This is a genomic window from Bordetella genomosp. 13, assembly GCF_002119665.1.
Lineage (GTDB): Bacteria > Pseudomonadota > Gammaproteobacteria > Burkholderiales > Burkholderiaceae_B > Bordetella.
Genome location: NZ_CP021111.1, coordinates 2,721,626 through 2,747,128 on the forward strand (window position 1 = coordinate 2,721,626; position 25,503 = coordinate 2,747,128).

The 25,503-nt window shown below is 68.3% G+C and carries 24 protein-coding genes; 10 read left to right on the top strand and 14 right to left on the bottom strand.

Going from position 1 to position 25,503, the window contains the following annotated elements; all coding sequences use genetic code 11:
* Nucleotides 1-14: 14 nt before the first annotated feature.
* The 4 genes from CAL15_RS12240 to CAL15_RS24415 form a co-directional block, all read right to left on the bottom strand.
* Nucleotides 15-2,531 (bottom strand): branched-chain amino acid ABC transporter ATP-binding protein/permease, encoded by a 2,517-nt coding sequence (locus tag CAL15_RS12240; protein WP_086078837.1) that lies wholly within the window; start codon nt 2,529-2,531, stop codon nt 15-17.
* Entirely contained in the window at nt 2,528-3,406 is an 879-nt protein-coding gene (locus CAL15_RS12245) for a branched-chain amino acid ABC transporter permease (protein ID WP_086078838.1), read from the bottom strand. Before CAL15_RS12245 ends, CAL15_RS12240 begins: the two co-directional genes overlap by 4 nt.
* A gap of 17 nt (nt 3,407-3,423) precedes the next feature.
* Nucleotides 3,424-4,620: an ABC transporter substrate-binding protein gene (locus CAL15_RS12250; RefSeq protein WP_086078839.1), complete on the bottom strand. Its 1,197-nt coding sequence runs from the start codon at nt 4,618-4,620 to the stop codon at nt 3,424-3,426.
* A gap of 130 nt (nt 4,621-4,750) precedes the next feature.
* Nucleotides 4,751-4,921 carry a hypothetical protein gene (locus CAL15_RS24415; RefSeq protein WP_157666652.1) on the bottom strand — a complete coding sequence of 57 codons (171 nt, stop codon included), beginning with the start codon at nt 4,919-4,921 and terminating at the stop codon, nt 4,751-4,753.
* Here CAL15_RS24415 and CAL15_RS12255 point away from each other — a divergent pair.
* From CAL15_RS12255 to CAL15_RS12270, 4 genes are read left to right on the top strand one after another with little or no spacing between them, the layout of a single operon-like run.
* Nucleotides 4,920-5,348, top strand: a complete 429-nt coding sequence (locus CAL15_RS12255) for a hypothetical protein (RefSeq protein ID WP_086078840.1) — start codon at nt 4,920-4,922, stop codon at nt 5,346-5,348. The two genes, CAL15_RS24415 and CAL15_RS12255, sit on opposite strands and share 2 nt — an antisense overlap.
* On the top strand, nt 5,345-6,238 hold the full coding sequence (locus CAL15_RS12260) for a polysaccharide deacetylase family protein (RefSeq protein WP_086078841.1): 894 nt from the start codon (nt 5,345-5,347) through the stop codon (nt 6,236-6,238). Before CAL15_RS12255 ends, CAL15_RS12260 begins: the two co-directional genes overlap by 4 nt.
* Before the next feature lie 12 nt (nt 6,239-6,250).
* Complete coding sequence (locus tag CAL15_RS12265) at nt 6,251-7,501, top strand: amidase (protein WP_086078842.1); 1,251 nt, start codon at nt 6,251-6,253, stop codon at nt 7,499-7,501.
* Between the two features lie 35 nt (nt 7,502-7,536).
* The gene (locus tag CAL15_RS12270) at nt 7,537-8,349 is read left to right on the top strand and encodes a GntR family transcriptional regulator (RefSeq protein WP_086078843.1); all 813 of its coding nucleotides are present in this window, start codon (nt 7,537-7,539) and stop codon (nt 8,347-8,349) included.
* 13 nt (nt 8,350-8,362) lie between these two features.
* Here CAL15_RS12270 and CAL15_RS12275 read toward each other — a convergent pair whose 3' ends face one another.
* The gene (locus CAL15_RS12275) at nt 8,363-8,962 is read right to left on the bottom strand and encodes a nitroreductase family protein (RefSeq protein ID WP_086078844.1); all 600 of its coding nucleotides are present in this window, start codon (nt 8,960-8,962) and stop codon (nt 8,363-8,365) included.
* A 211-nt stretch (nt 8,963-9,173) separates the two neighbouring features.
* On the opposite strand from CAL15_RS12275, the gene CAL15_RS12280 reads away from it, so the two are divergent.
* The gene (locus CAL15_RS12280; protein WP_086078845.1) at nt 9,174-10,751 is read left to right on the top strand and encodes an argininosuccinate lyase; all 1,578 of its coding nucleotides are present in this window, start codon (nt 9,174-9,176) and stop codon (nt 10,749-10,751) included.
* 94 nt (nt 10,752-10,845) lie between these two features.
* Nucleotides 10,846-12,249: a hydroxysqualene dehydroxylase gene (locus CAL15_RS12285; RefSeq protein WP_086078846.1), complete on the top strand. Its 1,404-nt coding sequence runs from the start codon at nt 10,846-10,848 to the stop codon at nt 12,247-12,249.
* On the opposite strand, the gene CAL15_RS12290 is transcribed toward CAL15_RS12285, so the two are convergent.
* A complete protein-coding gene (locus CAL15_RS12290) occupies nt 12,246-12,500 on the bottom strand; it encodes a hypothetical protein (protein ID WP_086078847.1) in 255 nt (84 codons plus the stop codon). The two genes, CAL15_RS12285 and CAL15_RS12290, sit on opposite strands and share 4 nt — an antisense overlap.
* Nucleotides 12,501-12,560: 60 nt before the next feature.
* Nucleotides 12,561-12,752, bottom strand: a complete 192-nt coding sequence (locus tag CAL15_RS12295; RefSeq protein WP_086078848.1) for a hypothetical protein — start codon at nt 12,750-12,752, stop codon at nt 12,561-12,563.
* A gap of 204 nt (nt 12,753-12,956) precedes the next feature.
* On the opposite strand from CAL15_RS12295, the gene CAL15_RS12300 reads away from it, so the two are divergent.
* The 4 genes from CAL15_RS12300 (at nt 12,957) to CAL15_RS12315 (ending at nt 17,965) form a co-directional block, all read left to right on the top strand.
* Nucleotides 12,957-13,634: an acetoacetate decarboxylase family protein gene (locus CAL15_RS12300; RefSeq protein WP_086078849.1), complete on the top strand. Its 678-nt coding sequence runs from the start codon at nt 12,957-12,959 to the stop codon at nt 13,632-13,634.
* Between the two features lie 573 nt (nt 13,635-14,207).
* A complete protein-coding gene (locus tag CAL15_RS12305) occupies nt 14,208-15,836 on the top strand; it encodes a glucosamine inositolphosphorylceramide transferase family protein (RefSeq protein WP_086078850.1) in 1,629 nt (542 codons plus the stop codon).
* A 393-nt stretch (nt 15,837-16,229) separates the two neighbouring features.
* The gene (locus CAL15_RS12310) at nt 16,230-17,003 is read left to right on the top strand and encodes a response regulator transcription factor (protein WP_086078851.1); all 774 of its coding nucleotides are present in this window, start codon (nt 16,230-16,232) and stop codon (nt 17,001-17,003) included.
* 293 nt (nt 17,004-17,296) lie between these two features.
* A complete protein-coding gene (locus CAL15_RS12315) occupies nt 17,297-17,965 on the top strand; it encodes a helix-turn-helix transcriptional regulator (RefSeq protein WP_086078852.1) in 669 nt (222 codons plus the stop codon).
* A gap of 61 nt (nt 17,966-18,026) precedes the next feature.
* Here CAL15_RS12315 and CAL15_RS12320 read toward each other — a convergent pair whose 3' ends face one another.
* Genes CAL15_RS12320 through CAL15_RS12350 form a run of 7 tightly spaced genes read right to left on the bottom strand, consistent with a single transcriptional unit; the run spans nt 18,027 to nt 25,493 of the window.
* Nucleotides 18,027-19,274, bottom strand: a complete 1,248-nt coding sequence (locus CAL15_RS12320) for a glycosyltransferase WbuB (protein WP_086081069.1) — start codon at nt 19,272-19,274, stop codon at nt 18,027-18,029.
* A gap of 2 nt (nt 19,275-19,276) precedes the next feature.
* Nucleotides 19,277-19,834 carry a putative colanic acid biosynthesis acetyltransferase gene (locus CAL15_RS12325; protein ID WP_086078853.1) on the bottom strand — a complete coding sequence of 186 codons (558 nt, stop codon included), beginning with the start codon at nt 19,832-19,834 and terminating at the stop codon, nt 19,277-19,279.
* Nucleotides 19,835-19,849: 15 nt separating this feature from the next.
* On the bottom strand, nt 19,850-20,734 hold the full coding sequence (locus CAL15_RS12330; protein WP_086078854.1) for a glycosyltransferase family 2 protein: 885 nt from the start codon (nt 20,732-20,734) through the stop codon (nt 19,850-19,852).
* Nucleotides 20,731-21,822, bottom strand: coding sequence for a glycosyltransferase (locus CAL15_RS12335; RefSeq protein WP_232467944.1), 1,092 nt, complete (start codon nt 21,820-21,822; stop codon nt 20,731-20,733). Before CAL15_RS12335 ends, CAL15_RS12330 begins: the two co-directional genes overlap by 4 nt.
* Before the next feature lie 55 nt (nt 21,823-21,877).
* Nucleotides 21,878-23,248, bottom strand: a complete 1,371-nt coding sequence (locus CAL15_RS12340) for an O-antigen ligase family protein (protein WP_086078856.1) — start codon at nt 23,246-23,248, stop codon at nt 21,878-21,880.
* A 12-nt stretch (nt 23,249-23,260) separates the two neighbouring features.
* Nucleotides 23,261-24,133, bottom strand: a complete 873-nt coding sequence (locus tag CAL15_RS12345) for a glycosyltransferase family 2 protein (RefSeq protein WP_232467945.1) — start codon at nt 24,131-24,133, stop codon at nt 23,261-23,263.
* A gap of 55 nt (nt 24,134-24,188) precedes the next feature.
* On the bottom strand, nt 24,189-25,493 hold the full coding sequence (locus tag CAL15_RS12350; RefSeq protein WP_232467947.1) for a lipopolysaccharide biosynthesis protein: 1,305 nt from the start codon (nt 25,491-25,493) through the stop codon (nt 24,189-24,191).
* Nucleotides 25,494-25,503: the final 10 nt, after the last annotated feature.

Sequence of the window (25,503 nt, forward strand, 5' to 3'; positions counted from 1 at the left end):
CGCCGCATGACGGCCTACCCGTGGCCGCCCAGATACGCCTCGGCCAGGCTCTCGTCCGCCGAGATCTCGGCGGCCGTGCCCTCGGCCACCACGCGGCCGTTCTCCAGCACGTAGGCACGGTCGGCCAGGGCCAGGGCCAATCCCGCCATCTGGTCGACCAGCAGAATGGTCATCTGCTCCTCGCGCAGCGTGTCCAGCGACGCGAACAACTCGGCGATGATCTTCGGCGCCAGGCCCAGCGAGGGCTCGTCCAGCAGGAGCACGCGAGGCAGCGCCATCAGGCCGCGCGCCACGGCCAGCATCTGCTGCTCGCCGCCCGACAACAGGCCGGCTCGCTGATGCTGCCGCTCGCGCAGGCGCGGGAAGCGGCGCAGCATGTCCTGCACACGGTCTTCCCGTCCCTGCGGATGCAGAAAGCCGCCCAGGCGGATGTTGTCCAGCACGGACAGCTCGGGGAACACCTGGCGCCCCTCGGGCACCAGCACCAGGCCCAGGCCCACCACTTCCTCGGCGGGGCGACGCTCCAGCGCATGGCCGTCCATGTGCATGCCGCCCGACAGGCTGGGGTGCAGGCCCGCCAGGCAGCGCATCAGCGTGGACTTGCCTGCGCCGTTGGCGCCGAGCAGGGCCACCATCTCGCCGCTGCGCACGCGCAGGCTGACGCCATGCAGTACCGGGTCCGCGCCATAGCCCGCCACCAGGTCGGCCACGGCCAGCAGCTCGGGCGCGGGCATGGTCGACGCCGCCCGCGGCACGCGCGGCGCCACGGCCATGGACTCTCCCAGATAGGCCTGCCGCACCGCCGGATCGCGCTGCACCTGCTGCGGATCGCCCCAGGCAAGCTTGCGGCCCGCGTCCAGCACCAGGATGTGATTCGAGATGCCCATGACCAGCGCCATGTCGTGCTCGACCAGCGCCACCCCCACGCCGGCCGCGCTGATGCGCGCCAGCAGGGCCGCCAAGGCTTCCTTGTCCTCTCGCGACAGGCCGGCCGCGGGCTCGTCCAGCAACAGCACGTCCGGGTCCGTTGCCAGGGCGCGCGCGATCTCGACCAGGCGGCGATCCACGTGGGCCAGGCCCGCGGCCGATTCCGACGGGTCGCCGCGATAGCCGCAGAACGCCAGCAGCGCACGCGCCCGGGCGCGCGATGCGGGGTCGGCATGGTCGCCCGCGCCGAACAGTCCGCCCAGCCGTCCGCGCCCCATGGCCAGCACCACGTTGTCTTCCACGCTCAGGCTGCCGAACAGCTGCGAGGTCTGGTAGGTGCGTGCCACCCCGCAGCGGGCGATGCGGAATGCCGGCAGCCCGGCCAGCGGCACCGTGCGGCCCTGTGCGACCAGTTCGAATCCACCCGCGGTGGGACGATAGAAGCCGCTGAGCATGTTGAGCGCGGTGGTCTTGCCGGCGCCATTGGGGCCGATCAGGCTGGTGACCGCGCCGCTGGCCACCTGCACGTCGAGATCGGCCACGGCGCGCACGCCGCCGAACGTCATGCCCAGCCCATTGGCCCGCAGTTGCGCGCGAGGCCGATCGGACAGCACCGCGCCGGCATCGAGATCGGCATCGGGATCGGCATCGGGCGAGGGCCCGGATGCCGGCGTCGCGCGGCGCCGGCCCAGCACCTGGCGGGCCAGCCCCGCGGCGCCTTCAGGCGCCACCCACAGCACCACCAGCAGCAGCGCGCCGAACAGCAGCAGGCGATAGGCTTCCAGCGAGGCCAGCAGTTCGGGCAAGGCGCCCACCACCACTGCGCCCACGATGGGACCTGCCACCGAACCCGCGCCGCCCAGCACGACCACCAGCACGAACAGGATGGACTGCATGAAGCTGAAGGTTTCGGGAGTGACGAAGCCCGACAGCGGCGCGAACAGTCCCCCCGCCAGGCCGGCCGCCGCGGCCGACAGCGTGAACGCCACGGTCTTCATCACCAGCGGATTCAGGCCCACCGAGGCGGCGGCCGTCTCGCTGTCCTTCACGGCGCGCATCGCCGCGCCCCAGGCGCCGACCGACAGGCGGGCATAGGCCAGCACCAGCGCCGCGGCCACCACAATGGCCAGCACGGCGATGGTCTGCTCGGGCCCCCAGCCCGCCCACAGCACCGGGGCGGTCAGCCCCATGATGCCGCTCTGCCCGCCGGTCAGGTCGCGCAGTTCCACCGCGGCATGCTGCACGATGAAGCTGAAGGCGATGGTGATCATCGCCAGATAAGGCCCCTTCACGCGCAGCGCGGGCAGGACCAGCAGCGTGCCCAGCGCGGCCGCCAGCAGCGTGCCGGCCGCCCAGGCCGGCCAGAAACTCCAGCCCGCCTTGGTGGTGAGGATGGCCACGGTGTAGGCGCCCACGGCATAGAAGCCCACGTGCCCGAACGAGACCTGGCCGGTCAGTCCCAGCAGCACGTTGAGCCCGATGCCCACAATCGCGATCAGGGCGATGTTGGCCAGAACGAAGACGTAATAGCTGTTCAGCGTCAGCGCCAGCGCGATGCCCAGCGCGGCCGCGACGAATGTGATGCCCAGCAGTCGACGGTTCATACCTTCTTGACCTCCGCGCGCCCGAACAGGCCGTTCGGCTTGCAAGCCAGCACGGCGATCACCAGCGAGAAGGTGATGATCTGCGTATAGCTCGATCCCAGCGTGACGGTCACCAGCCCCTCGGCCACGCCGAACAGCAGGCCGGCCAGCATCACGCCCCAGGCGCTGCCGATGCCGCCGAGGATGGCGACGGCGAAGGCCTTCAGGCCGAACAGCGTTCCCATGTCGGCGTTCACGTTGAACAGCGGCGCGATGAGTATGCCGGCCACGCCGGCCAGGAGCGTAGATACCGCGAAGGCCGCGGCGATGGCGCGCTTGATGGGAATGCCCATCAGGCGCGCCGCATCGCGGTTCTGCACCACGGCCAGCAGCGCGATCCCCCAGCGGGTGCGGCGCGCGACCAGGTGCAGCGCGGCCGCCAGCGCCAGGCCCAGCACCGGGATCAGCAACTGCAGCGGATAGATGCCCAGCCCCAGGCCCGCCACCTCGACCGGCGCGCTGGCCAGCGGCGACGGCAGGCTGCGGGGCTCTTTGCCGAACGTATGCATGACCACGTTGTCCAGCACGATGCCCAGCGCCACGGTGGACATCAGCCAGGCGTTGGAATCGCGGCTGGCGAACGGCCGCACGGCGGCGAACTCGACCACCACCCCATACGCGGCGCACAGCAGCAAGGCCAGCAGGATGGCCAGCGGCATCGGCCAGCCCAGCGTCTGCGCGAAGGTGAAGCACAGCACCGCGCCCAGCATCATGGAACTGCCCTGCGCGAAGTTGACGGTTCCCGATACCGAATAGGTGATGTGGAATCCCAGCGCCATGAGACCGTACATGCTGCCCAGTCCCAGCCCGCTGATCAGTGCGGCCAGCAATTGCATCGGCGAAATCCCCTGCCTTATTGCGCCATGCCCACGGGCAGGATGCGGTTGTCGATGAACTGCGCCCACACGTAGTCGCTGGAATTCAGGGCATCGTGCACCTCGGGCGTGAACGGCTGCTTGTAGGTCTTGATGAGGCCCTCGTAGCTGTCGATCTTGTAGTAGCCCTGGCGGATCGCGTCGCCGTCGGTCGAGCCGGCGCGCGCGATGGCAAGCGCGGTCAGCTGCATGGCGTCGTAGGCGTTGGCCACGCCGACGGCCGGGGTGATGTTCTCGGGTCCCTTCACGTCCGGATACCTGGCCTTCAGCGCGGCGACCACCTTCTCGCCCACCGGCGACTGCTTGCCGAAGAAGCTGTAGGTCTGCACGAAGTGCACGTCCTTGGCGCCCGGGCCGGCCAGCTCGGTGAAGCGCCCGCCCGCCGGCCCCCAGTGCGACACCACCGGCACCTTCCAGCCCATGCGTTCCAGCGACTTGACGACCTGCGCCGAGGGACCGACGTTGCCCACCATGAACAGCGTGTCGGCGCCGGCGGCCTTCAGGCGGCTGAGCTGCGGCACGACGTCGACGTCGTTACCCTCGAACTTCTCGCTGCCCACGGGCTTCATGCCCTTGGCGGTCAGGGCCGCCACGATGCCTTTCTCGTTGGATTCGCCCCACGGGTTGTTGACCATGATCAGGCCGAACTTGCTGGTCTTGAAGGTCTTCTGCGCGTACTCGACCATGCCCTGGTCGACGATCTCGTCGACCGCCGAGACGCGGAACACATAGTTGGGCTTGGCGCCGTTCTTGGTGATGGGCGTGCCAGCGGCCCACGGCCCCATGAAAGGCATCTTGGCCTGGTTCACCAGCGGCACGATCGCCATCGACACGGGAGTGTCGAGGCCGCCGAAGATCACGGCCACCTTTTCCTTGTAGATGAGTTCGCGCGCGGCCACCACGCCCTTGGCGGGGTTGGCCTCGTCGTCGCGCCGCACCAGCTCGAGCTTGCGGCCGTCCAGCAGGCCGCCCTTGGCATTGATCTCGTCGATGGCGACCTGCATGCCGCGCGTGATGGCTTCGCCGGCCAATGCCGACTGGCCGGAGAGGGCGGTGATCAGGCCGATCTTGATGGGTTCGGCGGCCAGGGCGCCGGACGCGTAGCTCGTGCCCAGCACGGCGAGCGCGGAGGCCAGCGCGGCCGAGATGAAGGTGCGGCGGGTGAAGCAGGACATGGAACTCTCCCCAAGGATTTGCGGTGTAAGGATGGCGGCCGCGCCGCCGGGCAGCACAGCTATCCAAGCAATCCGCATGCCATGTTTGCGCCGCAGGCTCCGCGACACATCGGTTCTTGTTTTTTTGCGCTCAATCAATCACTATTAATTTCCGACAAAAATTCATTTTTTTGTCGTCGAAATTTTTCCTGCCGCGGCGCGGCGCGAGCGTGTGAACGGCACCGCGCGCCACGGCGCAATGCACCATAACGAAGCAATTCATGGGGAAAAACATGCGCGATGCACCAACATCGGGATCCATGTCCGGCACCGAAACGATGCGCGACGCGGCGGCCGCGGCGCGCGACATCGTCGACACCTATCTCACCGTCCTGATGAAACCCGACCCCGAAGGCGCGAAGCGCTACGTCGCGGCCGACCTGCGCATCCGCTTCACCGGCGGACGCGCCATGTCCGAACCGGCGGAGTGCACCGTCTTCAACCAGTCGCGCTATCGCTGGGTGAAGAAGCGCTTCGAGTCGACCGACGTGGTGGCGGGCGCCACGGCGCGGCACGCCGTGGTGTACAACCGCGGCACGCTGTATGGAGAGTGGCTGGACGGCACGCCGTTCGAAGGCAACCGCTACGTCGATCGCTATGTGCTGCGCGACGGCCTGATCACCGAGATGGACGTCTGGAACGACAGCGCCGAATGGATGCTGGTGCGCGCCGGGCTGGCGCAACCATGAGCCCGCGCCCCCTCGCTACGCACGACCGCTTCGACTACAGCCCCATCACGCGCCGGCCGCACTACGCCTGGCCACGGGACTGCAAGCTGGCGGTGTACCTGGGCTTCAACATCGAGCACTTCGCCTGGGGCGACGGCCTGGGAGCCAAACTGGGCGCCAGCTTCGGCGAGCCCGACGTGCTGAACTACAGCTGGCGCGAGTACGGCAACCGGGTCGGCGCGTGGCGCTGCCTGGAACTGTTCGACGCGCTGGACATGCCGGCGGGCATCATCGCGAACACGGCCATCCTGGACCACTGCCCCGAACTGATCGAGGCCTGCGTGGCGCGCGGCGACGAATTGATCGGCCATGGCCACACCAACGCCGAACACCATGGCCGCTACGACGAGGCGCAGGAGCGCGAACTTTTACTGCACTGCCATCAGCGCCTGTCCCAGGCCGGCGACGCGCCTGTGCAGGGCTGGCTGTCACCCTGGATCGCCGAGTCGCCGCTCACCACCGACCTGCTGGCCGAGACGGGTTACGGCTACACGCTGAACTGGTGCCACGACGACCAGCCCGTCCGCATGCGCACGCGCCAGGGCACGCTGTGGTCCCTGCCCTATCCGCAAGAGGTCAACGACATCCCGATGATCGTGGCGCGCCAGATGGACGGCAAGGATTTCGCGCAGCTCATCATCGACAACTTCGACGAGATGCTGGTGCAGGCGCAGCGCCAGCCGCTGGTGATGGGCATCGCGCTGCATCCCTATCTGGTCGGGCAGCCCTATCGGCTGCGCCACCTGCGCCGCGCGCTGGCCCACATCGCGGCGCACCGCGCGCCGGGCCAGGTCTGGATCACCACGCCGGGCGAAATCCACCGCCACGTCGACACCCTGTTTCCGCTGTAAAGGACTCGCTTCATGCCTTCCCCGACTCCACTGCCGTTCGAAGACACCGCCGGCGCCTGGGTGCCTCACGGCCGCTTCCTGATGGCGCCCAGCGCGTCCGGCCCGCTGGACGGCCTGCGCTTCGCCGCCAAAGACCTGTTCGACGTGGCGGGCCAGCCCACCGGCGCGGGCAACCCCGACTGGCTGCTGTCGCACCCGCCGGCCCAGGCGCACAGCCCCGTGGTGGCCGCGCTGCTGCAGGCCGGCGCGGCGCTGGCGGGCAAGACCATCACCGACGAACTCGCCTACAGCATCCACGGCGACAACGTCCATTACGGCGCGCCGCGCAACACGAGGGCTCCCGACCGCGTGACGGGCGGCTCGTCCAGCGGCTCGGCAGCCGCCGCGGCCGCCGGCCTGTGCGATTTCGCGCTGGGCACCGACACCGGGGGCTCGACCCGCGTGCCCGCCAGCTACTGCGGCCTGTGGGGCCTGCGCACCACGCACGGCCGCATCCCTGCCGAAGGCCTGGTGCCGCTGTCGCCCATGTTCGATACCGTGACCTGGCTTGCCGCGCGGGCCGACGTGTTCGCACGTGTGGCGCCGGTGCTGCTGGGAGAAGAACCGGCGCGCGCCTGGCGCGGTGCGGTCGTGCTGCAGGACGCCTGCGAACAGGCGGACGCGGTCTTCGCGCCGCTGATCGAACGCGTGGCCGCGCTGGCGCAAGAAGCATCCGGCGCGCCGGTGCCAGCCGTGCGTGCGTCCTCCACCGACCTGGAAACCTGGCGCCAGACCTACATCACCGTCTCGGCCCAGGATGCCTGGCGCACGCATGGCGCCTGGATAACCAGCGCCAGTCCGCGCTTCGCCCCGGCCATCGAGGGCCGCTGGCGCGCGGCCGCGTCGGTCGATCCGCACGCCGCCAGCCAGGCCGCGTCCGTGCACGAGGCGCTGCGCGCCGAATTGCGCGGCCTGTTGGGCGACGATCGCTACGCGATTCTGCCGTCGGCCTCCAGCGCGGCGATGCCGCGCGACGCCGACCCGGCCGTGGTGGACCAGGTGCGCACCCAGACCTTCCGCATCACCTCCCTGGCCGGGCTGGCCGGCCTGCCCCAGGTCAGCATCCCGTTCATCGGCAGCGATGGCCTGCCGTACGGCGTGTCGCTGCTGGGCCCGGCCGGCAGCGACCTGGCGCTGATCCGGCTGGCTTGCGAGCTGGGCCGGCGCGCGGGCGCGCTGGGCGCATCCGATGCCGGGACGACCGCGCAGCCGGTGGCACAATAGCGCACGCCCGGCCCAGCCGTACACGCAACGCGTCCATGAAGAAAGCCGCCGCCCCCGTTTCCGTCACGACGTCGCGCAGCCGGCGCGGCACGGCCCCCGCGCCGCAGACCGCGCCGGCAGCTGCGCGCGGCCGGCCCAAAGTGCGTCCGGGCGCGCTGGCCAAGGGCACGGTCGATGCCGGCGACGACGTCGAGACCCGCATCTACGAATCCGTGGTCGCCAGCGTCATGAGCCAGCGCCTGCGGCCCGGCACCAAGCTGCCCGAGGCCGCCTTGTGCGAATTGTTCGGCGTGGGGCGCTCGGTGGTGCAGAAGGCGCTGCAACGACTGGCGCACGATCACGTGGTCGAACTGCGGCCCAATCGCGGCGCCATGGTCGCCATGCCCAGCCGGGAAGAAGTCGGCCAGTTGTTCGAAGCGCGTCGCGCGCTCGAGGCGGCCATCCTGCCGCTGGTGGCGCAGCATGCCACCCGTGCCGACTTCGCTTCGCTCAGGCGCCAGCTGCGCGCGGAGCACCGCGCCATGCACGACTACGCGCAGACCGAATGGGCGGGATTGGCCAGCGCCTTCCACCAGCGGCTGGGCGAGCTGTCGCGCAATCCCATCCTGCAGCGCTACCTGAACGAGATCATCTCGCGCTGCTCGCTGGTGGTGGCGATCTTCCAGCCTCCGGGCAACGCCACCTGCGAGCACGACGAACATGCCCGCGTGGTCGAGTATCTGGAACAGGGGAAAGTGGCCCAGGCGGTAGCCGAGATGGATGCTCACCTGCGTGCGCTGGAACAGCACATCCGCCTGGTAAGCCCCGCGGCCGAGCAAAGCCTGGCGGGCATGCTCGGCCTGGAGTGAAGCGCCGCGCCCGTCAGCCGGCGACCTTGAAGCGCTCGACGTCGTCCATGAAGGCCTTGTCGCCGAACGGCGCTTCGTTCGAGCCGAACGGCATCTGCGCGCGCAGCTTCCACGAGGAGGGAATGTTCCACTCGCGCGCGACGGCGGCGTCGATCAGCGGGTTGTAGTGCTGCAGGCTCGCGCCCACGCCCTCATTGGCCAGCGCCGACCACACCGACAGCTGCGCCATGCCGCCCGACTGTTCCGACCACACCGGGAAGTTGTCCGCGTACAGCGCGAACTTCTCCTGCAGGCTGCGCACCACGTCCTGGTCTTCGAAGAACAGCACCGTGCCCACCCCGGCGGCGAAGCTGTTCAGCTTGGCCTCGGTCTTGTCGAAGCCTTCGGCCGGGGCGACCTTGCGCACTTCGTCCACGGCGATGCGCCACATCTTCTGGCTTTCGGCGCCGAACAGGATCAGCGCGCGAGAGGACTGCGAGTTGAACGAAGACGGCGAAAGCTTGATGGCTTCCTGGATGAGGGCGACCAGGGCTTCCTTGGACAGCGAGACGTTGCGGCCCAGGGCGTATTGGGTGCGGCGCTGCTTCAGCGCGGCGATGTATGCATTGCTCATGGCGTTGAGACTTTCCAGCGGTTGCAGAGGTGCGGCGATTCTACCGGCGGCCAATCCCGCATGACATGGCCCACGGCGACACAGACCGTTCCATCAATGGAACCGCAGCGAGTACACATGCCGTCCGGTATGGTCGGGATGGAGCGGTAAGCCGGCTTACAGGTATGCAGGCATACACTACGCGCTCCATCATTCAAGCCACGAAGAGCCCATGAGACATTCCCTTCCTGCCCTCGGCATCGCCTTGGCGTTGGCCTTTCCGGCGTTCGCCTGCGCGCAGGCCGCACCCGCGCCTGCCGCGTCGTCCACCACCTCCCCCGCGAAGCCCTCGCCCGCCCAGACCCCGCCGCGCGACCCGTTCTTCTGGCTGGGCGAGATCAACAAGGCCACCGCCGTCATCAACACCGACCAGGGCCTGCTGGACAAGTCCATGGCGCCGCGCCTGGCGGCCGGCGTGGCCAAGGTGATCGCCGACGGCAACCAGCCCGGCGGCAAGCGCCCGGCCACGGTCATCACGTTCGAGCCCCTGCTGATCCAGGCCGCCGGCCAGGACATCACGCTGCTGCACGCGGGCCGATCCAGCCAGGACATGCATGCCACCTATCGCGCCGCCATCCTGCGGGACAAGCTGCTCGAGCTGGCCGATCAGCTGAACGCCACCGCCAAGACCCTGGTCGGCCTGGCCGAGCGCCACGCCGACACCGTGGTGCCCAACTACACCAACGGCGTGGCCGCCCAGCCCAACAGTTATGGCCATTACCTGCTGGGCTTCGCCGCCGGACTGGACCGCGATGCGCAGCGCATCCGCGAAGCCTACGCGCGCGTCGATCGGTCGCCCATGGGCACCACGGTGCTCAACGGCACCAGCTGGCCGCTGGACCGCAAGCGCATGGCGAAATATCTGGGCTTCGGCGCGCTGGTGGACAACGCCTACGACGCCTCGCAGATCTCGTCCATGGACGAGCCCGTCGAAGTCGGCTCCATCGTCACCAGCATCGCGCTGCGCACGGGCGGCTTCGTGGAAGACGTGATGACGCAGTACGCGCAATCGCGCCCATGGATCCTGCTGCAGGAGGGCGGCGGCAACACCTACGTGTCCAGCGCCATGCCGCAGAAGCGCAACCCGGGCCTGCTCAACGACACGCGCAGCGCCGCATCCACCGCCATCACGCTGGCCATGGGTCCCATCATCCAGACCCACAACATCACGCCGGGCATGAGCGATCCCAAGGACGTGAAGCAGAATTCGGCCATGGTCGACAGCGCCATCAGCGCGCTCAAGCGCTGGGACCGCGTGCTGAAGGCCATGGTGATCAGCCCCGACCGCGCGCTGGAGGAGCTCAGCAGCGACTGGACCGCCTCGCAGGAACTGGCCGACGTGCTGATGCGCAAGTACAAGCTGCCCTTCCGCGTGGGCCATCACTTCGCCTCCGAGGTGGTGGAGTACGCGAAAGAGAAGAACATCAAGCCGCTCGACTTCCCGTACGACCAGGCGCGCCGCATCTATGCCGAGGCGGTCAAGGACAGCAAGTACCCCGCCGGACTGCCGATGGACGAGAAGGAGTTCCGCGCCACGCTCGATCCGGTGGCCATCGTGAAGAACCGCGCCACCGTTGGCGGCCCGCAGCCCGCCGAGATGCAGCGCATGCTGAAGGAAGCCAACGAGCGTCTGGCAGCGCAGGATACGTGGATCAAGGAGCGCCGCGCGTTCATCGACGGCTCGCTGGCCGAGCTGGACAGGGCGTTTGACCAGTTGGTCGCCAGCGGCAACGGCGACAAACCCAGGTAAGGCCGCACCGGACTTTCCGCGTCCGGCCGCCGGCCGGACGCACCGGCACGAGGGTTGCTACACACCGGGACCTCATCGGAGTCGCGGAACCGTGATGCAAGCTGACGTCATCGTCGTGGGAGCGGGAGTCGCCGGGCTGTCTTGCGCCACGTACCTCGCGCAGACGGGGCTTCGCGTGCTCGTGCTGGAGGAAAGCGCCGTGCCCGGCGGGCGCGCGCGCAGCTGGGCCGATCCGCGCATGGGCGACGCCGTCGACATCGGCCCGCACGTGTTGCTGAACAAATACGCCAACATGCGCGCCCTGCTGTCGCGGCTGGGCACGGCGGACCAGGTCTGCTGGCACACCGAGGAACTGCTGACGGTCCTGGACAAACACCGGCACATTCATGTCAGGTTGGGCCGGGCGCCCGCGCCGCTGCACTATCTCAGAAACCTGTTCAGGATCCTGCCCAGCGTGCCCCTGCATGCGCTGCTCAGCAATGTGCCGCTCGCCTGGCGCACGGCGCGCGCCAGTTGGGCCGACATACGCGCGCTCGATGACCGCACCGGGCTGGACTATCTGCTTGCCAGCGGCGTGGACCGGCGGTTCATCGACTGGTTCTGGGCCTCGGCCAGCATGGCGCTGCTCAACGTGCCTGTGGAGCAATGCTCCGCGGCGGCCTTGATGCGCGTGTTCGCCCATATGCTCGGCCACAATGACGTCGCGTTCGGCTTTCCCAAGGTGGGGCTGAGCGAGCTCTATGCGTGGCCCGCCATCGCGCAGGTCGAACGCCACGGCGGGCAGGTGCGCCTGGGCTGCGGCGTCCGCGCGCTGGTGGCGGAGCAAGGCAAGGTGGTCGGCGTGCGTACCGGCGAGGGCATGCGCATGCTGGGGCCGGTCGTCATGGCGGTGCCGCCGGCCGCAGCGTCGGCCTTGTTGCCGGCCGCCCTGCCGCTTGCCGGCGCCGCGGCCCGGCTCGAACCCAGCCCCTACATCAGCTGCTATCTGTGGTTCCGGCGCAGGCTGAGCGACGCGCGCTTCTGGGCACGGCCATGGTCGCCCCGCGAATTCAACACCGACTTCTACGACCTGGCGAATATTCGCGACGGCGCCGCGCAAGGATCGATCGTCGCCACCAACATCATCTGGAGCCACCGCGCGCACGGCATGGCCGACGAGGACATCGTCGCGGCGACCGTGCGCGAGATACGCGACTTCGCCCCATCCGCGTCGCCAGGCGACCTGGTCCACGCCGCGGTACACCGCATCCCCATGTCGGTACCCTGCGCGCTGCCCGGCATGGAAACGGCGCGGCCCGCGACACGGCAGCTTCCCGGACTGTTCGTGGCCGGCGATTGGGCGGATACCGGACTGCCGTTCTGCATGGAAAGCGCCAGTCGCGCGGGCGCGCTGGCGGCCGAGGCGTCGCTCGAGTCTCTGGGCCGGCCTCGCCGGCTGGCGCTTCCCGTTCCCGCTCCCGGCGGCATCACCGGAATGCTGGGCGGCAGGACTTGCTAGCTTCCCTTGCCCGGCTTCGTGCCGCGCGCGGTCTGCTCGTCCTCGACGTTTTCAGGCAGCCCGGCCTGCCGCCGCTGCAGCGGCCCGCGGCCATACGAGTCCCGGCCTTCCTCCAGCGTCTGCCCACCGGCCGGATAACCGGAGCCGGTGCGCGGATCGGGATTTTCCTTGTCCGACAGCGGCGCCTTCGCCGTGGGCTGTCCCTTGTGACGCTCGGATTCCGAGTCTGCGTGGAAAATGGGTTTCGTCATTGCGCTTGCCTCCATTCGTGAGTCGTGAGTGGGTCGGCGGCACGCTGTCCGCCGCGGCGGCTAGGCGCCGCCCACGCCCTTGATCACCGTGCCGGTGCCCTCGCAGGTGCGGCACTGTTCCTGGCCGATGCGGCCCGAACCGCCGCATTCGGGGCATGGCACTTCACCGGTTCCGGGCGTGCCGGCCGGGGCGTCGTCGCCGGGATGCACCTCGGGCTTCGTGACGGCGCCGGCGGCTTTGTCCTTTTCCATTCCAGTCTCCCGTTCTGGGCCCGCCTCGCGGGCCGGTAGGCGCTTCCCGCATGCCGCGTTCCCGGCTCCGGCAGGTGGGGCAGCGCGGCCCCGCGCCGCCGGCCACGCCCCTCGCCCGCGCCGCCTCGCGAAAAAGCGCGGGACAGATTGAAACTTCTCCCTCGATGGGTATGCGGGGATAATGGCCTCGCACGAGGTACGACCATGGAACAGCCTTCCCCCGTCCCTGCCCACCCTGTCTACGACGGCCCCGCCGCGCCCTGGTCGCTGCACGGCTCGATGTGCGCCAGTCTATGGCGCGTGCCCGTCGGCGATCTGCCGTGGCAGCCGCCTGGCCGGGCACGCGCCCTGTCGCTGGCCGGCCATGCCCTGGTGGTCACCGCGTGGGCCAACTACGAGCCGGGCGGCACGCTCAGCTATCGCGAGTTCCTGTTCGCGGTGGCCGTACGAGGCGCGGGCGTGCTGGGGCCGGCCTGCACAGTGGGGCCGATCTGGGTCGACGACCACGTCGCCGCCGCGGGGGGCCAGCACTTGTGGGGCATTCCGAAGCGGCTGGGAGTGTTCGACGCGGCGCCGCTCGAGGGATTTCCGACCGCGGGCATGGCTTCCCGCCGCGCCAGCCTGACCGAGCAGGACCTGCAACTGGTAACCATGGACTTCGAGCCCGGACGGCGCATGCCGTTGCCCGCCCGTCTTTCCTTGTGGACCGTGCAGGATGGGCGGTCGGGACCGCTGCGCACCCGCTGCACCGTGCATGGCCGGCTGCGCCTGGGCAACGCGCGATGGCACTTCGCCGAGACCGGCCCGCTGGCGTTCCTGCGCGGCCGCGCTCCGTTGGCCAGCGCCTGCCTCGAGCACATGTCGGCGCGCTTCGGCGTCTAGATTCGGCGCAAGGCGCATCGCGGCGGCGTGCTTCGACGCGGCCCGCAAGCCGGGGTATCCAACTCTCGCCCCCTCCTTCCCGCCGGCCGGACTCGCCATCGGCAAGACGGCCATGGACTTACGGAGCATCCCACTGTCCGCGGCATGGCGAATCGGCGCGCACGCCGCGCGCGGCCGCGAACCGGTGTCGGACTCCAGGGCGAGCCCCGCCGCCCCAGGCATGAGCACGCGGCTAATCACAAGGGATGAGCCGGACCGGCAGGCGGGCGCCCCGCTGCCGACCTCGGTGCCGCCCCGTCACGCCGCTCGACTGAAAGCAGTACGGCTTCGCGACGCGCGACTGCCTCGAAATGCGTCCCCTCGCTCCACGGCCCTACATCGACGGATGGCCGAAGCGGCGCCGTATACGCATGCGCCAATGGGATGAGACACCCGCCCGCGACCTACGTAAACCGGCCCGCGCTCACCCGTCCGGCCTAGGATGAACGCATTCTGGAACTCACGCATTACTGCGCGCACCATCTTTTCCAACGAAATGGTAAGCCTGACGTGAACGCTTTATCCGGATATGACATGGACAAGACAACCGTTGCACTGATGGTCGATGCCGCCAACCAGGCAGGCTGGATGCACGACCTTGCCAAGTGGCTCTCGAAAGAAGAGGGGTTCCGCGTGGCGGCGCTGATCATTTCCCGCGACGGCCAGCATTCGCCCGCACAAGCCGCGCCCGGCATCCGCGACCCGTTGAGCGCGGTCGCCAGGCTGGAGAATCGCATGCTGGACAGCCGTCACCGCCTGCAACTGCAGACTCGTGACCTGCGCGACTCCTTGCCTGCGGGCACGCCGGTGCTGGATCTGCCGGTGGCCGAAGCCGCGGGCATCCGCGTCATGGCGGACCAGGCCGCCGTCCGCGCCGTGGCCGATCTGCGGCCGGACGTGATCCTGGTGCTGGGCCAGCCGGCCGTACGAGGCGCCCTTGCCTCCCTGCCGGCCCACGGGGTCTGGATGCCCGTGCATTCGGAACTGAAGGACCAGCCCGAGTCGACTCACGCCGGATTCTGGGAGGTATACCAGCGCGCTGACCACACCACAGTGAAACTGTGGCGGCTGGGCGCGACCGAGGAAGCCGACGAGTTGCTCGACTCCCGCAGTTTCAATACGGAAACATTCTGGCTGAAGAACCGTGCGCGCGCGCTCAGCCTGAGCAACCTGATGGTGTTCGACATGCTGCGCGCCATTGCACGCCCGGAGCGGCGCAAGCCGCGCGACGAAGCGCTGCAGATCCATACGGCGATCGCGCGGCCGCGGCCCGCGCAATGGGACGGCGCCTCCTATCTGGCGCGCCAGGCCTGGCTGGTTCTGGGCCTGGTGATTCGGCGGGCCATGAAGCGCAATGTCCGTTGGCGTATCGGAATGTGTCCCACCGGCCACCAGGGCGTCGTCAATTCGGACGCAGCCGTACTGGTGCCGCCCAAGGGACGCTTCTTCGCCGACCCGTTCGTCTATACGCGCAACGGCCAGCCCTACATCTTTTTCGAGGACTACTACTTCCGCGAACGCAAGGGCAAGATCTCCGTGGCCACGCACGTCAACGGCGAGTTCGAATTCCTGGGCGTGGTGCTGGACCTTCCCTACCACCTGAGCTTTCCCTACATCTTCGAATACGGCGACGACACCTATATGGTCCCCGAGACGTGCGGCAACCGTACCATCGAGCTGTGGCGCTGTGCCGAGTTTCCGCTCAAATGGGAGCTGCACGCCACGCTGATGAAAGACATCTCCGCCGTGGACACCATCGTCTTCCCGCATGGTGGCCGCTGGTGGCTGTTCACCAACGTCGACCGCACCGACGGGCAGAGCCACTGCGACGAGCTGTTCGCCTTCTATGCCGATCGCCCGGACTCGACCGACTGGCAGCCGCATGCCCAGAATCCCATCGTCAACAGCCCCGTCAAGGCGCGCAACGCCGGGATGGTCGTGGCGCCGGACGGCGGCGTCATACGGTGCGCGCAGACGCAGGGGTTCCTGCATTACGGCAAGGGCGTGTCGCTGAACCGCATCGAAGAACTGACGCCCAGCATCTATCGCGAGACCGGCGGTCCGGTGCATTATCCCAATTTCCTGCACAAACCGTTTGCATCCATGCACCATTGGCATCACCATGGAGGGCATACGGTTTTTGATTTTGCGTTCATGGAATGAGGCCGGGCTACCCTTCATGGGCAGTTTGCAGTCAGCAAAAATATTTTGCGCCGATGTGGAATGAACGCACTATTTATTTAGGCTTTCCCCATATGGGGTAAGCCATTTAGATGGTTAAAACCAAACGAACAAACCAAAGCGCACCAATCGACTAGGCCCTATGGATGGGCGGCGCCACCGGTTGGACTATGCCATTGGTACCTGCTTGATTTTGGTTGGAGCGGACCCTAACATTATTGCGTTAATTGAATCGTTGACGTCACAAGTTTCGGTCGGTTCCACCATCCATGCTGTCTTCAGCACCGAGCAAACGATTATCCCGGTGTGTCCGTAGTACGCAACCCTTTCCGAACTGCTGCAGCTGCAACTGATGATGGAATTTTGGGGAAACCTATGTCGAAGATGGTTTTGATCGAAGCTCACCCGCTGCTGCGGTTGGGCCTGCGCCAAATACTGAGCAAGGTAGAGGGAGGCTGGGAGATCATTGCGCATGACCTGGCCAACCTTGATGAAGCCGCCGAACACAACCGCGAGGCCGAACTGCTGATCTTCGGCCTGCCCATCGACACGCAGCCGGGCTGGCAAGCCCTGGCCGACGTCATGCGCGTGCTGGCGCCCAAACGGATCCTGCTGCTCGTGGACAACATGCCGACCCAGGCGCTGCACCGCCTGCCCGAAGGCAGCATCCATGGATGCCTGATGAAGATGGCGTCCATCGAAGTGCTCGAGGCCGCCATCCGCCTGGTCATGGCCGGCGGACAGTGCTTTCCCAGCGGGCAGCTGTCCCATCGCAGCGCGCCGGCCGAGCTGAACGCCAATCCCGCCACGGACATCCGCCCCAAGCAATTGCTGCCCATGGGAGAATTCGACCAAGGCGTCTCGACGCACATCAGCATGCAGGCCGCATCAGGCGCCCAGCTGCTGAAAATCACGCCCCGGCAATACGAAGTTCTGGTGCTGCTTTCGCGCGGCTACCCCATCAAGACGGTCAGCCGCATGCTGAACATCTCGGTAGCCACCGCCAAGACGCATGCCTGCACGTTGTATCAGCGGCTGCAGGTCAAGAATAAGGGCGAAGCGGTCTACACGGCGTTGCAACGCGGCGCCACGCTCGATTGGGAGGCCAACCACACCAACGGCACCACCTACGAGCGCAATCCGCTGTAAGCGCCCCGGCGCGGCCTGACGAACGACCCTGCAAGGCCGGCGACTCATGTCGCCGTTGCTCCCTCTCATTCCAAAGGCACGGTGCCGCGCCGGAAGGACGCTCCCTCGCCATTGCATGCGAACGCATACGCCTGCTGGTCTGTTCATCCCATGCGCCGATTCATCCGCAAGGCCGAGAGGCATGCGATATCGGCACTGATACGATGACATCGACCGTTCCCGAGCAACCAACAGAAATCGGGGTCGCGGTGTTCCGCAGGGACCTGCGTGTATTGTGAAAAGGCTGCTGGCGAATGACCACCGTCCTGATCGAGGAATATGCCATCCTGCGCGTGGCCATCCAACATACCTTGGAGACAGCGCTCCGCCCCGAAAGCGTCATGGCGATCGATCCGCGCAAGCTGAGCGAGATCTCCATGTCGCTGGCTCGACCGGTCGACCTACTGGTGCTTGGCATCAGCGGCCAGACCGACAACGATGTGCAAATGCTGACCAGCGCGCTATCGCTGCTGGAGCCGCACCATACGCTGGTGCTGCACGACGCGCTGGATGCGCGCTTCATGCTGGCATCGGCGCGCGCCGGCATCTCCGGGCTGCTGCCCAAGTCCTCCACCCCGGCTGCGATCGCCGCGGCGGTGGACCTGGTGCTCGCCGGCGGCCAGTGCTTCCCGTATTCCATCGTCGAGGCCGCGCAGCCGCGCGCGCCCATGCCGGGACGAGGGCCGTCCGCCGTGCGCATGCTGACTCCGCGGCAGGAAGAGATCCTGCGCCTGCTGGCCAAGGGGCGCACGATGCGCGAGATCAGCCGCGAGATCGGCATATCGGTGGCCACGGTCAAGAGCCATGCGCGCACTTTGTACTGGAAGCTCAACGCGCGCAACCTGGCGGAAGCGGCCTACATCGCCGTGCAGGAAGGCTTGTTGAAGGACGAGCAGCCCGATGCCGCGGACAAGCCGGAGTGACGGGCGCGGCGGCCGTGACGTCGCGGCCGCCGCGCGCTTCCGGCGCGGCGGCGCGCGCTGCTCAATGCGTGCCGCGCAGCACGTCCCGCGGCGGGCAGAGTTCGGTAAGCGCCTGCTCGAAGGCGCCAAGCACCATATCGACGTGCAGCTGTGACTGCGCATAATGGCGAGCCGCGGCGCCCAGCCCCTGGCGCCGTTCGGCGGACCGCGCAAGGCGCAGCAGCGCGCGCGCCATCGCGAAGGCGTTCTCGGGCGGCACCACCACGCCGCATTGCCTCGCCACGGCCCCGAGCTCGGTCTCGGGCGCAGCCCCGCACACGACCGGCCGTCCGCTGGCCAGGATGCCGGTGAGCTTGGATGGCATGACCAGATCGGCGGCGCCTGCCCGCTGCGGCAGCAGGTGCACGTCGGCGGCGGCCAGCAGGGCGGGCAGACGTTCCGCCGGCTGCAGCGGCAGGAAGTGCACGTGCGGCAATCCCGCGCAGCGCGCCTGCAGGTCGGCTTTCTGCGGTCCTTCGCCGCAGAACACGAAGTGCATATCGGGAACCCGGCGCAGCAGGCGAGCCACCTCGGCAAGGGTTTCCAGGCCCTGCTTGCCGCCCATGTTGCCGGCATACATGGCCACCGTCGCGTCGCGCGGGATGCCGAGTTCGGCGCGATAGTCGGCGGAGTCGGCCCCGCCCCTTGCCGCCGCCACGTCGATCCAGTTGCGAAACAACACGAGCCTGGAAGGGTCGACGCCCTTGTCCCGCGCCCGGTCCATCATCCGAGACGATATGGTCGATACGCGGTCGAACCGGCGCATCAGCCAGCGCTCCACGCCCACGGCCAGCCGCCGCAGCGCCTGCCCCTTCAACAGGCCCAGCTCGAACGCGGCGTCCACCTCGTAGTCCTGGATGTGCAGCCACGCCCGCGCGCCGCACAGCCTGGCGGCCGCCACCGCGGCGGGCGCGCAGGACAGCGGCGGCTCGACGACGATGATGACGTCCGGCCGCCGCGCCGCCGCGTACAGCAGCAGCGGCAGGCTGGACAGCGAGAACGAGGCCAGGTGCAGCAGGCGCTTGAGCCCGCCCGGACGCGCCGGCACCCACAGCGGCGCGCGCAGCACCTTCACGCCCTGCCAGCACTGCGTGGCATAGCGGTCCGCCCGATACCCCGCATGCACGCGGTACTGCGGGTAGTACGGCGGCGCCGCGATGGCCGTCACCTGGTGGCCGCGCGCCGCCAGCCACGCGGCCATTTCGCCGCTGTACTTGCCGATGCCGGTCAGCTCGGGCGCGAAGTTGATGCCGTAGATGAGGATCTTCATGGTCATGGGCGCTTCATGCGCTCCCTGACCGGCCGGCACGGCGATCCATGGCAGATCATGTCCGGCGGCATGTCGGCGAACACCGAACTGCGCGCCCCGATCACCGCATTGCGCCGCACCGTCACCCCTGGCGCGACGAACACGTCCGTGGCCAGCCAGGCGCCGTCCTCGATCACGATCGGGCCGCCGCGTATGGGGAAGTCGGGCGCGCCATGGTCGTGATAACCCGCGCACAGATAGCCGCGCTGCGACACGACCGCATGCGAACCGATGTCGATGGTGGCCAGGCTGTACAGCACCACGTCGTCGCCCACCCAGGAGTGGTCGCCGATGCGCAGTTTCCACGGGTACGTGATGCGCGCGCTGGGCCTGATCAACACGTCGCGCCCCACGCGGGCGCCGAACAGGCGCAGCAGGAACCGCCGGAAACCGTACGCGAACTGCGGCGAGCCGCGAAACAGCGTGCTGTCCACCAGCCACCAGAGCTGCACCACCACCGCATTGCGGCCCCGGAACCCGGCCGGCATCCGGAACATGTCCAGGCGCTGGAAAGTCTCCATGACGGTCCTCCCGTTTCAGCTTGCATCGCGCGTCGCGGCGCCTTCGGCCGCCAGTTCGTCTGCCTGCATGGCGGCGCGCAGTTCCCGCGCCTTCAGGCCGATCTGCCAGTAGTACCCGGCTCTTGCGATGGCATAGTCCAGGCCGGCCTTGCCATCGAGGAAGCCGAACCGCAGCAGGTAGCTGTGCACGAAGATCGTCAGGCCCTTGAAGGGCAGCATGGCGAATACCCGCTTCAGGAAAGCGCGCGAGCCGGTGTTGGCTTCGCGCGGATCGTTCATCAGGCCTCGCACGCGCAGGTTGGCTTCCCAGTCGGAATAGCGGTTGTGCTTGTCGAAGTAGTGATAGAGCGTGTCGTGGTCTTCGTGCACCATGCGGTTGCGCAGCGCGAACGTCTCGCCGACCACCTGCGGCTGGTAATGGCCCTCTACCTCCCACATGTTCGCCACGTTCAGGTCGTCGTAGTCCAGGAACCTGGCCCGCCCGCGATGCAGCAGCGCCAGCTTGTAGGCGCGGTGGCCATGACTGAGCAACTTGCCGCAGAACACGTAGTCGAAGCCCACGAAGGCGCCGCCCGCTCCCTGCGCGAAGCGGGGCAGGCAGGCGTGGATTTCCTGCGCCACCGCGGGCGTCATCACCTCGTCGGCATCGACGTAAAGCACCACGTCGTGCGAGAACGGCAGGTTCTCCAGGCACCACTGCTTCTTCTTGGGGTACTGGCGGTTCCAGCGGAACGGCACGACCCGCGCCCCCAGACCGCGTGCCATCTCCACCGTGCGGTCGGTGCTGTCGGAGTCCACCACGAACACTTCATCGAAGTCGACCAGCGCCCGCAGGCACTTGTCGATGTTTTTCTCCTCGTTCTTCGTCATCACGACCACGGATACCAGAATGCGATTCATGTACGGGCTCCTGCTCGGTCCGGCGCCTGGCGCCGCACCAACGGTTCGAAAAGGTTGACCAGCTCTTTGCAATGGCGATCGAGCGCGAAATCCGCGGCGCGCCGGGGGCCGAGGGTTGACAGCTGGCGCCGGCGCACGGGATCCCGCGCCAGCGAGGCGATGGCGCGCGCCACGGCGCCGGCATTGCCCACCGGCACCAGTTCGCCGAAACGCCCGTCGTCCAGGATCTCCGCCGGCCCGGTGGGACAGTTCGTCGCCACCACCGGCACGCCCAGGCACAGCGCCTCGACCAGCACGATGCCGAAGCTCTCCCGTTCGGACGTGGACACGAAGATGTCCGCGGCGGCTACCTCGGGGAATGGGTTGGCGGCATACCCCGCCAGGCGCACCGGGCTGCGCGGCTGCTGCTGCGCGATCTGGGCCTCGAGCTGCCCGCGATGCGGCCCCTCCCCGATGATGGTGATGGATATGCCCGGGTCATCCAGCAGGCCGGCCGCGCCGATCAAGGTCTCGAAGCCCTTGCCCTGCACCAGGCGTCCCACCGCGACGACGTGCACCAGGCCGTCATCCGCCCGGGCGGCGAACGCCTCGCGAGCCTGGCTGCGCACCCTGTTCAGGTCTACGCCGTTGTAGATGTGCCGGCATTTCTGGCGCAGCGACGGCACCATCTCGACGAGGTCCGCCACGACCCCGCGCGACACGCCGATCACGCTGTCGTGCATGCCGTAGCCCAGGCGCAGCAGCAAGCGCTTGAGCCACCCATGCTCGGTGGTCTGGTAATGCGCGCGGGGACTGTTGTGCTCGAAGGCCACGGACCGGAAGGCGCCCGGCATCAGCACGCGGGCGGCCGCGACCAGCAGATTGCAGAACAGGCCGTGCGAGCACACCACCGCCGGCCTGCCGCGGCGGATCTCGGCCATCAGCCGCCACAGTATCCAGGGAGCCAGCGCATACATGGCCGGTCCGCTGAGCTTGCGCGCCACGCCGCGCCTGACGGTCGCCCGCGCGGGCTGCAGTTCGTTGTCGACCGCCCGGGCACAGAAGATCGACGTCGACAGGCCATAGCCGGGCAGCGACTCGAGCATCATGTGTACGCATCGCCCCACCCCGCCCTGATGCAGATCCGGTACCACGAATAGGACATCAACCATGATGAGGCAGCCTGGGGAACGAGACTTTGCGGGGCGCCGGCCGGGGCGTCGCCATCCCCGCCGCGCGCGCGGGGGGCCACGCGGATGCCCGGGCCGGGACCGGCCGGGGCGGCCCAGCCGTCCGCAGCGCAGGGGAGGCCACGATCGCGGCCGGCGGGCTGTAATTGCGCAGCAGCGACAGGCAATAGCACAGCAGGAACCCCGTGAATGCGGTCTTCGGCGCATAGGCCAGGCCCGCCGACATGGAGTCGATCAACACGTACACCGGCACGCAGGCGAGCAGGTAGCGCCGGTGCGTCTCGAGGGCCGGGTCGCCGTAGCGGCGGCCCAGCGACATCAGCAGCAGCAACAGGCACGGCCCCATGATGACGACGGTGCCCACGATGCCGAACTTCATCAGGTAGAAGCTCCACGAATTGTGCGAGAAGGTGCTGAGCTCGAACCCTTCCTCGCCCATCACCCAGCTGCGCAGCCCGGCGCCATGGCCCAGCATCGGCTTCTCGCGGAACAGCTTCATCTGCCCCTCGTACTCCTGCACGCGCGCGCCGTAGCTGGAGTCCTCGTCCAGGGCCTCCACGGTCAGCACCCGCTGCGACAGCACGTCCAGGTAGCCGATGGCGTGGAAGACGACCAGGCCGGCCAGGATGGCGGGAGCGAACATCAGGAAGACGCGCCGCAGGATGCCCGTGCCGCCGCCCAGCAGCACCGCGAGGGCGAGCGTGATGGCCAGCTGCAGGTATTGGCTGCGATTCAGCGAGAACACGAGCGCCATGACCAGGAACATGATCAGCAGGTAAGCCGTGCGCGGCGTAAGGCGGAGCTGCTCGCGGAAGTACAGGATCGAGACGACCGCCATGGGCAGCGCCCAGATGCCCAGGTTGGGATCTCGCACCGGCTCGACCAGGCTGAAGCCGATGACCTGCTGGACCAGCATCTGCACGGACACGGCGACGCCGCTGGCGACAATGGTCCACTGCAGGCTGCGGTAGGCGGCGGGGCTGTCGATGTCCTTGTAGCAAAGGTAGGGCGTGGCCAGGAAGTAGAAGACGATGCGCAGGTCGCGCGCGACGTCGCCGCCCAGGATGCCGGGCGCGGGCGACGCCGACATGAACAGGAGATAGCCGGTGGCCAGTACGTTCAGGCTCATCAGCAGCGTGACGCGCGCCGGAGGCAGCGTGTAGGCGGCCGGGTCGGCCAGCCTGAGGCACTTCACGAACACGATGGCGACGAACACCACGTCGAAGGCGGACAGCTTGAATCCTCCCACCGCGAGAGTCAGGCCTTCGTTGCTCAACGCCAGGGCGCTGAAGACGAAGAGACACAGCAGGGGCAACGTGGAGATGTGCCGATAGCGGGCTTGCATGGCGGGCCCTCCTCAGTAAGCGTGCCAGTGGTCGCGGCCGGCAAGCTTGTGCACCAGCTTTTCCATCAGGTAGTCGTAATCGCCCTGGCGCGCATGCGTGGCCACCTTGCCCGCCCGGCACGACAGGCCGAACAGCCGGCCGCCGCCCTCGCCTTCGGCGAGAATGCCGTCGATGATCACGTCGCGCTCGCTGTCCAGCACGTCCAGCATCGTCGAGGTCTTGGTCTCGGCATGCGCGGTGTATACGCCGCGGGCCTCGGGCACGACCACGTTGGGGCCGTCACGCAGCAGCCGGCTCCACAGCTCCAGGTCCATGCAGTAGCGCATCCCCTCGTCCAGCAGGCCGTGCCGCAGCAAGGCGTCGCGGCGGAAGATCGCCACCTGATTGGGGATCGATGCGCAGATCGCGGTCAGGTCGGCGCGGCTCATCGGCGTGTACGACACCTGCCGGAAGATCCTGTTCTCCGAGTCGGCGATGTACATGTTCCCGCTGATGAGCGTGGCGCTTCTTTCGCGCAAGGCCGCGCGGCCCAGCTTGACCAGGGCCCCCGGGCAATACAGGTCATCCGAGTTCTGCCAGGCTAAGTACTCGCCGGTGGCCATCTCGAAGCCCTTGTTGATGGCATGCGACTGCCCGCGGTCCCGCGTGCTCTCCCAATGCGCCAGATGGGCCTCGTACTTTCGGATGATCTCGACGCTGCCGTCGGTCGATCCGCCATCCATGATGATGTACTCCAGGTCGGGATAGCCCTGGTTCAGCACCGACAGGATGGTGCGCTCCAGAAAGCGCGCCTGGTTGTACGACGGCGTCACCACCGTCAGCTTGGGCAGCTTCTCGGCGGGCGGCGCGGGCACCTGCAGGCGGCTGACGAAGTCGGCCACCATGCGGGAGGATCTCGAATAGCGTCTGTGCATCAATGACCTCAACATGTTCTCTCGTTTACCGTGTTACGGGAAAAGGACGGACGAGCCCCTGGGGCCGCGACTGCTTCAACGCCAGGTAGATGCCGCCCAGCGTGGTGATGGAATAGGCGATGCGCGCCCAGCCGGCGGCGTGCTCGCCCACGGGCGCCACCAGCGCGAACAGCACGGCGATCATCGCCACCCCGCCCAGACCGTTCAACACCGCCACGGCTCTGCCGTTGCCCATGCCCAGCAGAGAGAAATGCGCCACTGCGTTCAGCGACAGCAGGCCCGCGGCCACGATGAGCAGGCGGAACGTGCCCAGATGCTCCGCGCCCTGCCCCGCTCCCACCAGCAGAGCTAGCAGGGGACCGCTGACGGCCAGCGCCACGGCCGTGCCCGCCACCGACAGGATCATGTTGGCAGTCATCTGGCGACGCACCTCGGCGCCGACCGCACGCAGGCCTTCCGCCTGCGCGGCGAGCCGGCTGACGCGCGGCATGGTTTTCTGGAACACGGCCACGGACAGCGTATGGATCATCTGGCCTACCTGGGCGCCCACGGCATAGATGGCCAGCGCGGCGGGCCCCAGCAACGACCCCACCAGGATGCGGTCTACCGAACCGAAGGCGACCGCGCTCAGGCTGTTCAGCCAGGACCAGCGCGAGAACCGGAACGCCGCGCCCATGGCGGCCCGGTCCCACAGCGGCCGCACCAGGACATGGCCCTCGCGCCGCGCGAAGACGTGCATCTTGACCAGGCCGGTCGTCAGCACCCCGCCCGCCAGGGCAAGACATGCCAGGGTGGCGGAATGGGTCAGCAACGCCACGCAGCAGCTGGCCGAGTAGGCGAACAGCCTGCCGCCGACCTCGCACATCGCCGTCGTGGCGAAGGCCTCGCGGCCCTTGAGCAGGCCGGTGAACAGCTGGTCCATCTGCTGGCCCAGGTACACCGCCAGCGCGGGCAGCGCCAGGGTGGCGACGGGAATGCCGCCGAACGTCGCCTGCGGCCAGCCCACCGACACCGTGGCCCATCCCGCCAGCGCCAGCAGCGCGACGGCCGCCAGCGCGCACGCGATCAGGGCCAGGCCGACGCCGGCGCCGCGCATGGCCCCGCCGGGTTCGTCCACGCGCTCGGAGACCAGCTTGGTGCCCGTGACCGCGGCGCCCAGATTGGCGACGTTGCCGAAGCCGGCCAGGGCCATGATCATGGCGAACTGGCCGAACCCCACGGTGCCGAGCTGGCGCAGCAGCACGGGCGTGGCGGCCAGGGCCACCACCGGCCCCAGGCCATACTCCATCAGGCCCCAGAACGAGGCATTGCCGGCGACGTACTTTCGCATGAGCGCGCGC

Bases quoted from the DNA above. Each gene is read 5' to 3' on its own strand.
- CAL15_RS12260 (WP_086078841.1), top strand. From the start codon at position 5,345: ATGAGCCCGCGCCCCCTCGCTACGCACGACCGCTTCGACTACAGCCCC.
- CAL15_RS12245 (WP_086078838.1), bottom strand. From the start codon at position 3,406: ATGCAATTGCTGGCCGCACTGATCAGCGGGCTGGGACTGGGCAGCATG.
- CAL15_RS12255 (WP_086078840.1), top strand. From the start codon at position 4,920: ATGTCCGGCACCGAAACGATGCGCGACGCGGCGGCCGCGGCGCGCGAC.
- CAL15_RS12305 (WP_086078850.1), top strand. From the start codon at position 14,208: ATGGACAAGACAACCGTTGCACTGATGGTCGATGCCGCCAACCAGGCA.
- CAL15_RS12275 (WP_086078844.1), bottom strand. From the start codon at position 8,962: ATGAGCAATGCATACATCGCCGCGCTGAAGCAGCGCCGCACCCAATAC.
- CAL15_RS12335 (WP_232467944.1), bottom strand. From the start codon at position 21,822: ATGATGCTCGAGTCGCTGCCCGGCTATGGCCTGTCGACGTCGATCTTC.
- CAL15_RS12330 (WP_086078854.1), bottom strand. From the start codon at position 20,734: ATGAATCGCATTCTGGTATCCGTGGTCGTGATGACGAAGAACGAGGAG.
- CAL15_RS12320 (WP_086081069.1), bottom strand. From the start codon at position 19,274: ATGAAGATCCTCATCTACGGCATCAACTTCGCGCCCGAGCTGACCGGC.
- CAL15_RS12345 (WP_232467945.1), bottom strand. From the start codon at position 24,133: ATGGTGGCCGACTTCGTCAGCCGCCTGCAGGTGCCCGCGCCGCCCGCC.
- CAL15_RS12270 (WP_086078843.1), top strand. From the start codon at position 7,537: ATGAAGAAAGCCGCCGCCCCCGTTTCCGTCACGACGTCGCGCAGCCGG.
- CAL15_RS12295 (WP_086078848.1), bottom strand. From the start codon at position 12,752: ATGGAAAAGGACAAAGCCGCCGGCGCCGTCACGAAGCCCGAGGTGCAT.
- CAL15_RS12300 (WP_086078849.1), top strand. From the start codon at position 12,957: ATGGAACAGCCTTCCCCCGTCCCTGCCCACCCTGTCTACGACGGCCCC.
- CAL15_RS12350 (WP_232467947.1), bottom strand. From the start codon at position 25,493: ATGCGAAAGTACGTCGCCGGCAATGCCTCGTTCTGGGGCCTGATGGAG.
- CAL15_RS12265 (WP_086078842.1), top strand. From the start codon at position 6,251: ATGCCTTCCCCGACTCCACTGCCGTTCGAAGACACCGCCGGCGCCTGG.
- CAL15_RS12285 (WP_086078846.1), top strand. From the start codon at position 10,846: ATGCAAGCTGACGTCATCGTCGTGGGAGCGGGAGTCGCCGGGCTGTCT.
- CAL15_RS12240 (WP_086078837.1), bottom strand. From the start codon at position 2,531: ATGAACCGTCGACTGCTGGGCATCACATTCGTCGCGGCCGCGCTGGGC.
- CAL15_RS12340 (WP_086078856.1), bottom strand. From the start codon at position 23,248: ATGCAAGCCCGCTATCGGCACATCTCCACGTTGCCCCTGCTGTGTCTC.
- CAL15_RS12325 (WP_086078853.1), bottom strand. From the start codon at position 19,834: ATGGAGACTTTCCAGCGCCTGGACATGTTCCGGATGCCGGCCGGGTTC.
- CAL15_RS12280 (WP_086078845.1), top strand. From the start codon at position 9,174: ATGAGACATTCCCTTCCTGCCCTCGGCATCGCCTTGGCGTTGGCCTTT.
- CAL15_RS12290 (WP_086078847.1), bottom strand. From the start codon at position 12,500: ATGACGAAACCCATTTTCCACGCAGACTCGGAATCCGAGCGTCACAAG.
- CAL15_RS24415 (WP_157666652.1), bottom strand. From the start codon at position 4,921: ATGGATCCCGATGTTGGTGCATCGCGCATGTTTTTCCCCATGAATTGC.
- CAL15_RS12310 (WP_086078851.1), top strand. From the start codon at position 16,230: ATGTCGAAGATGGTTTTGATCGAAGCTCACCCGCTGCTGCGGTTGGGC.
- CAL15_RS12250 (WP_086078839.1), bottom strand. From the start codon at position 4,620: ATGTCCTGCTTCACCCGCCGCACCTTCATCTCGGCCGCGCTGGCCTCC.
- CAL15_RS12315 (WP_086078852.1), top strand. From the start codon at position 17,297: ATGACCACCGTCCTGATCGAGGAATATGCCATCCTGCGCGTGGCCATC.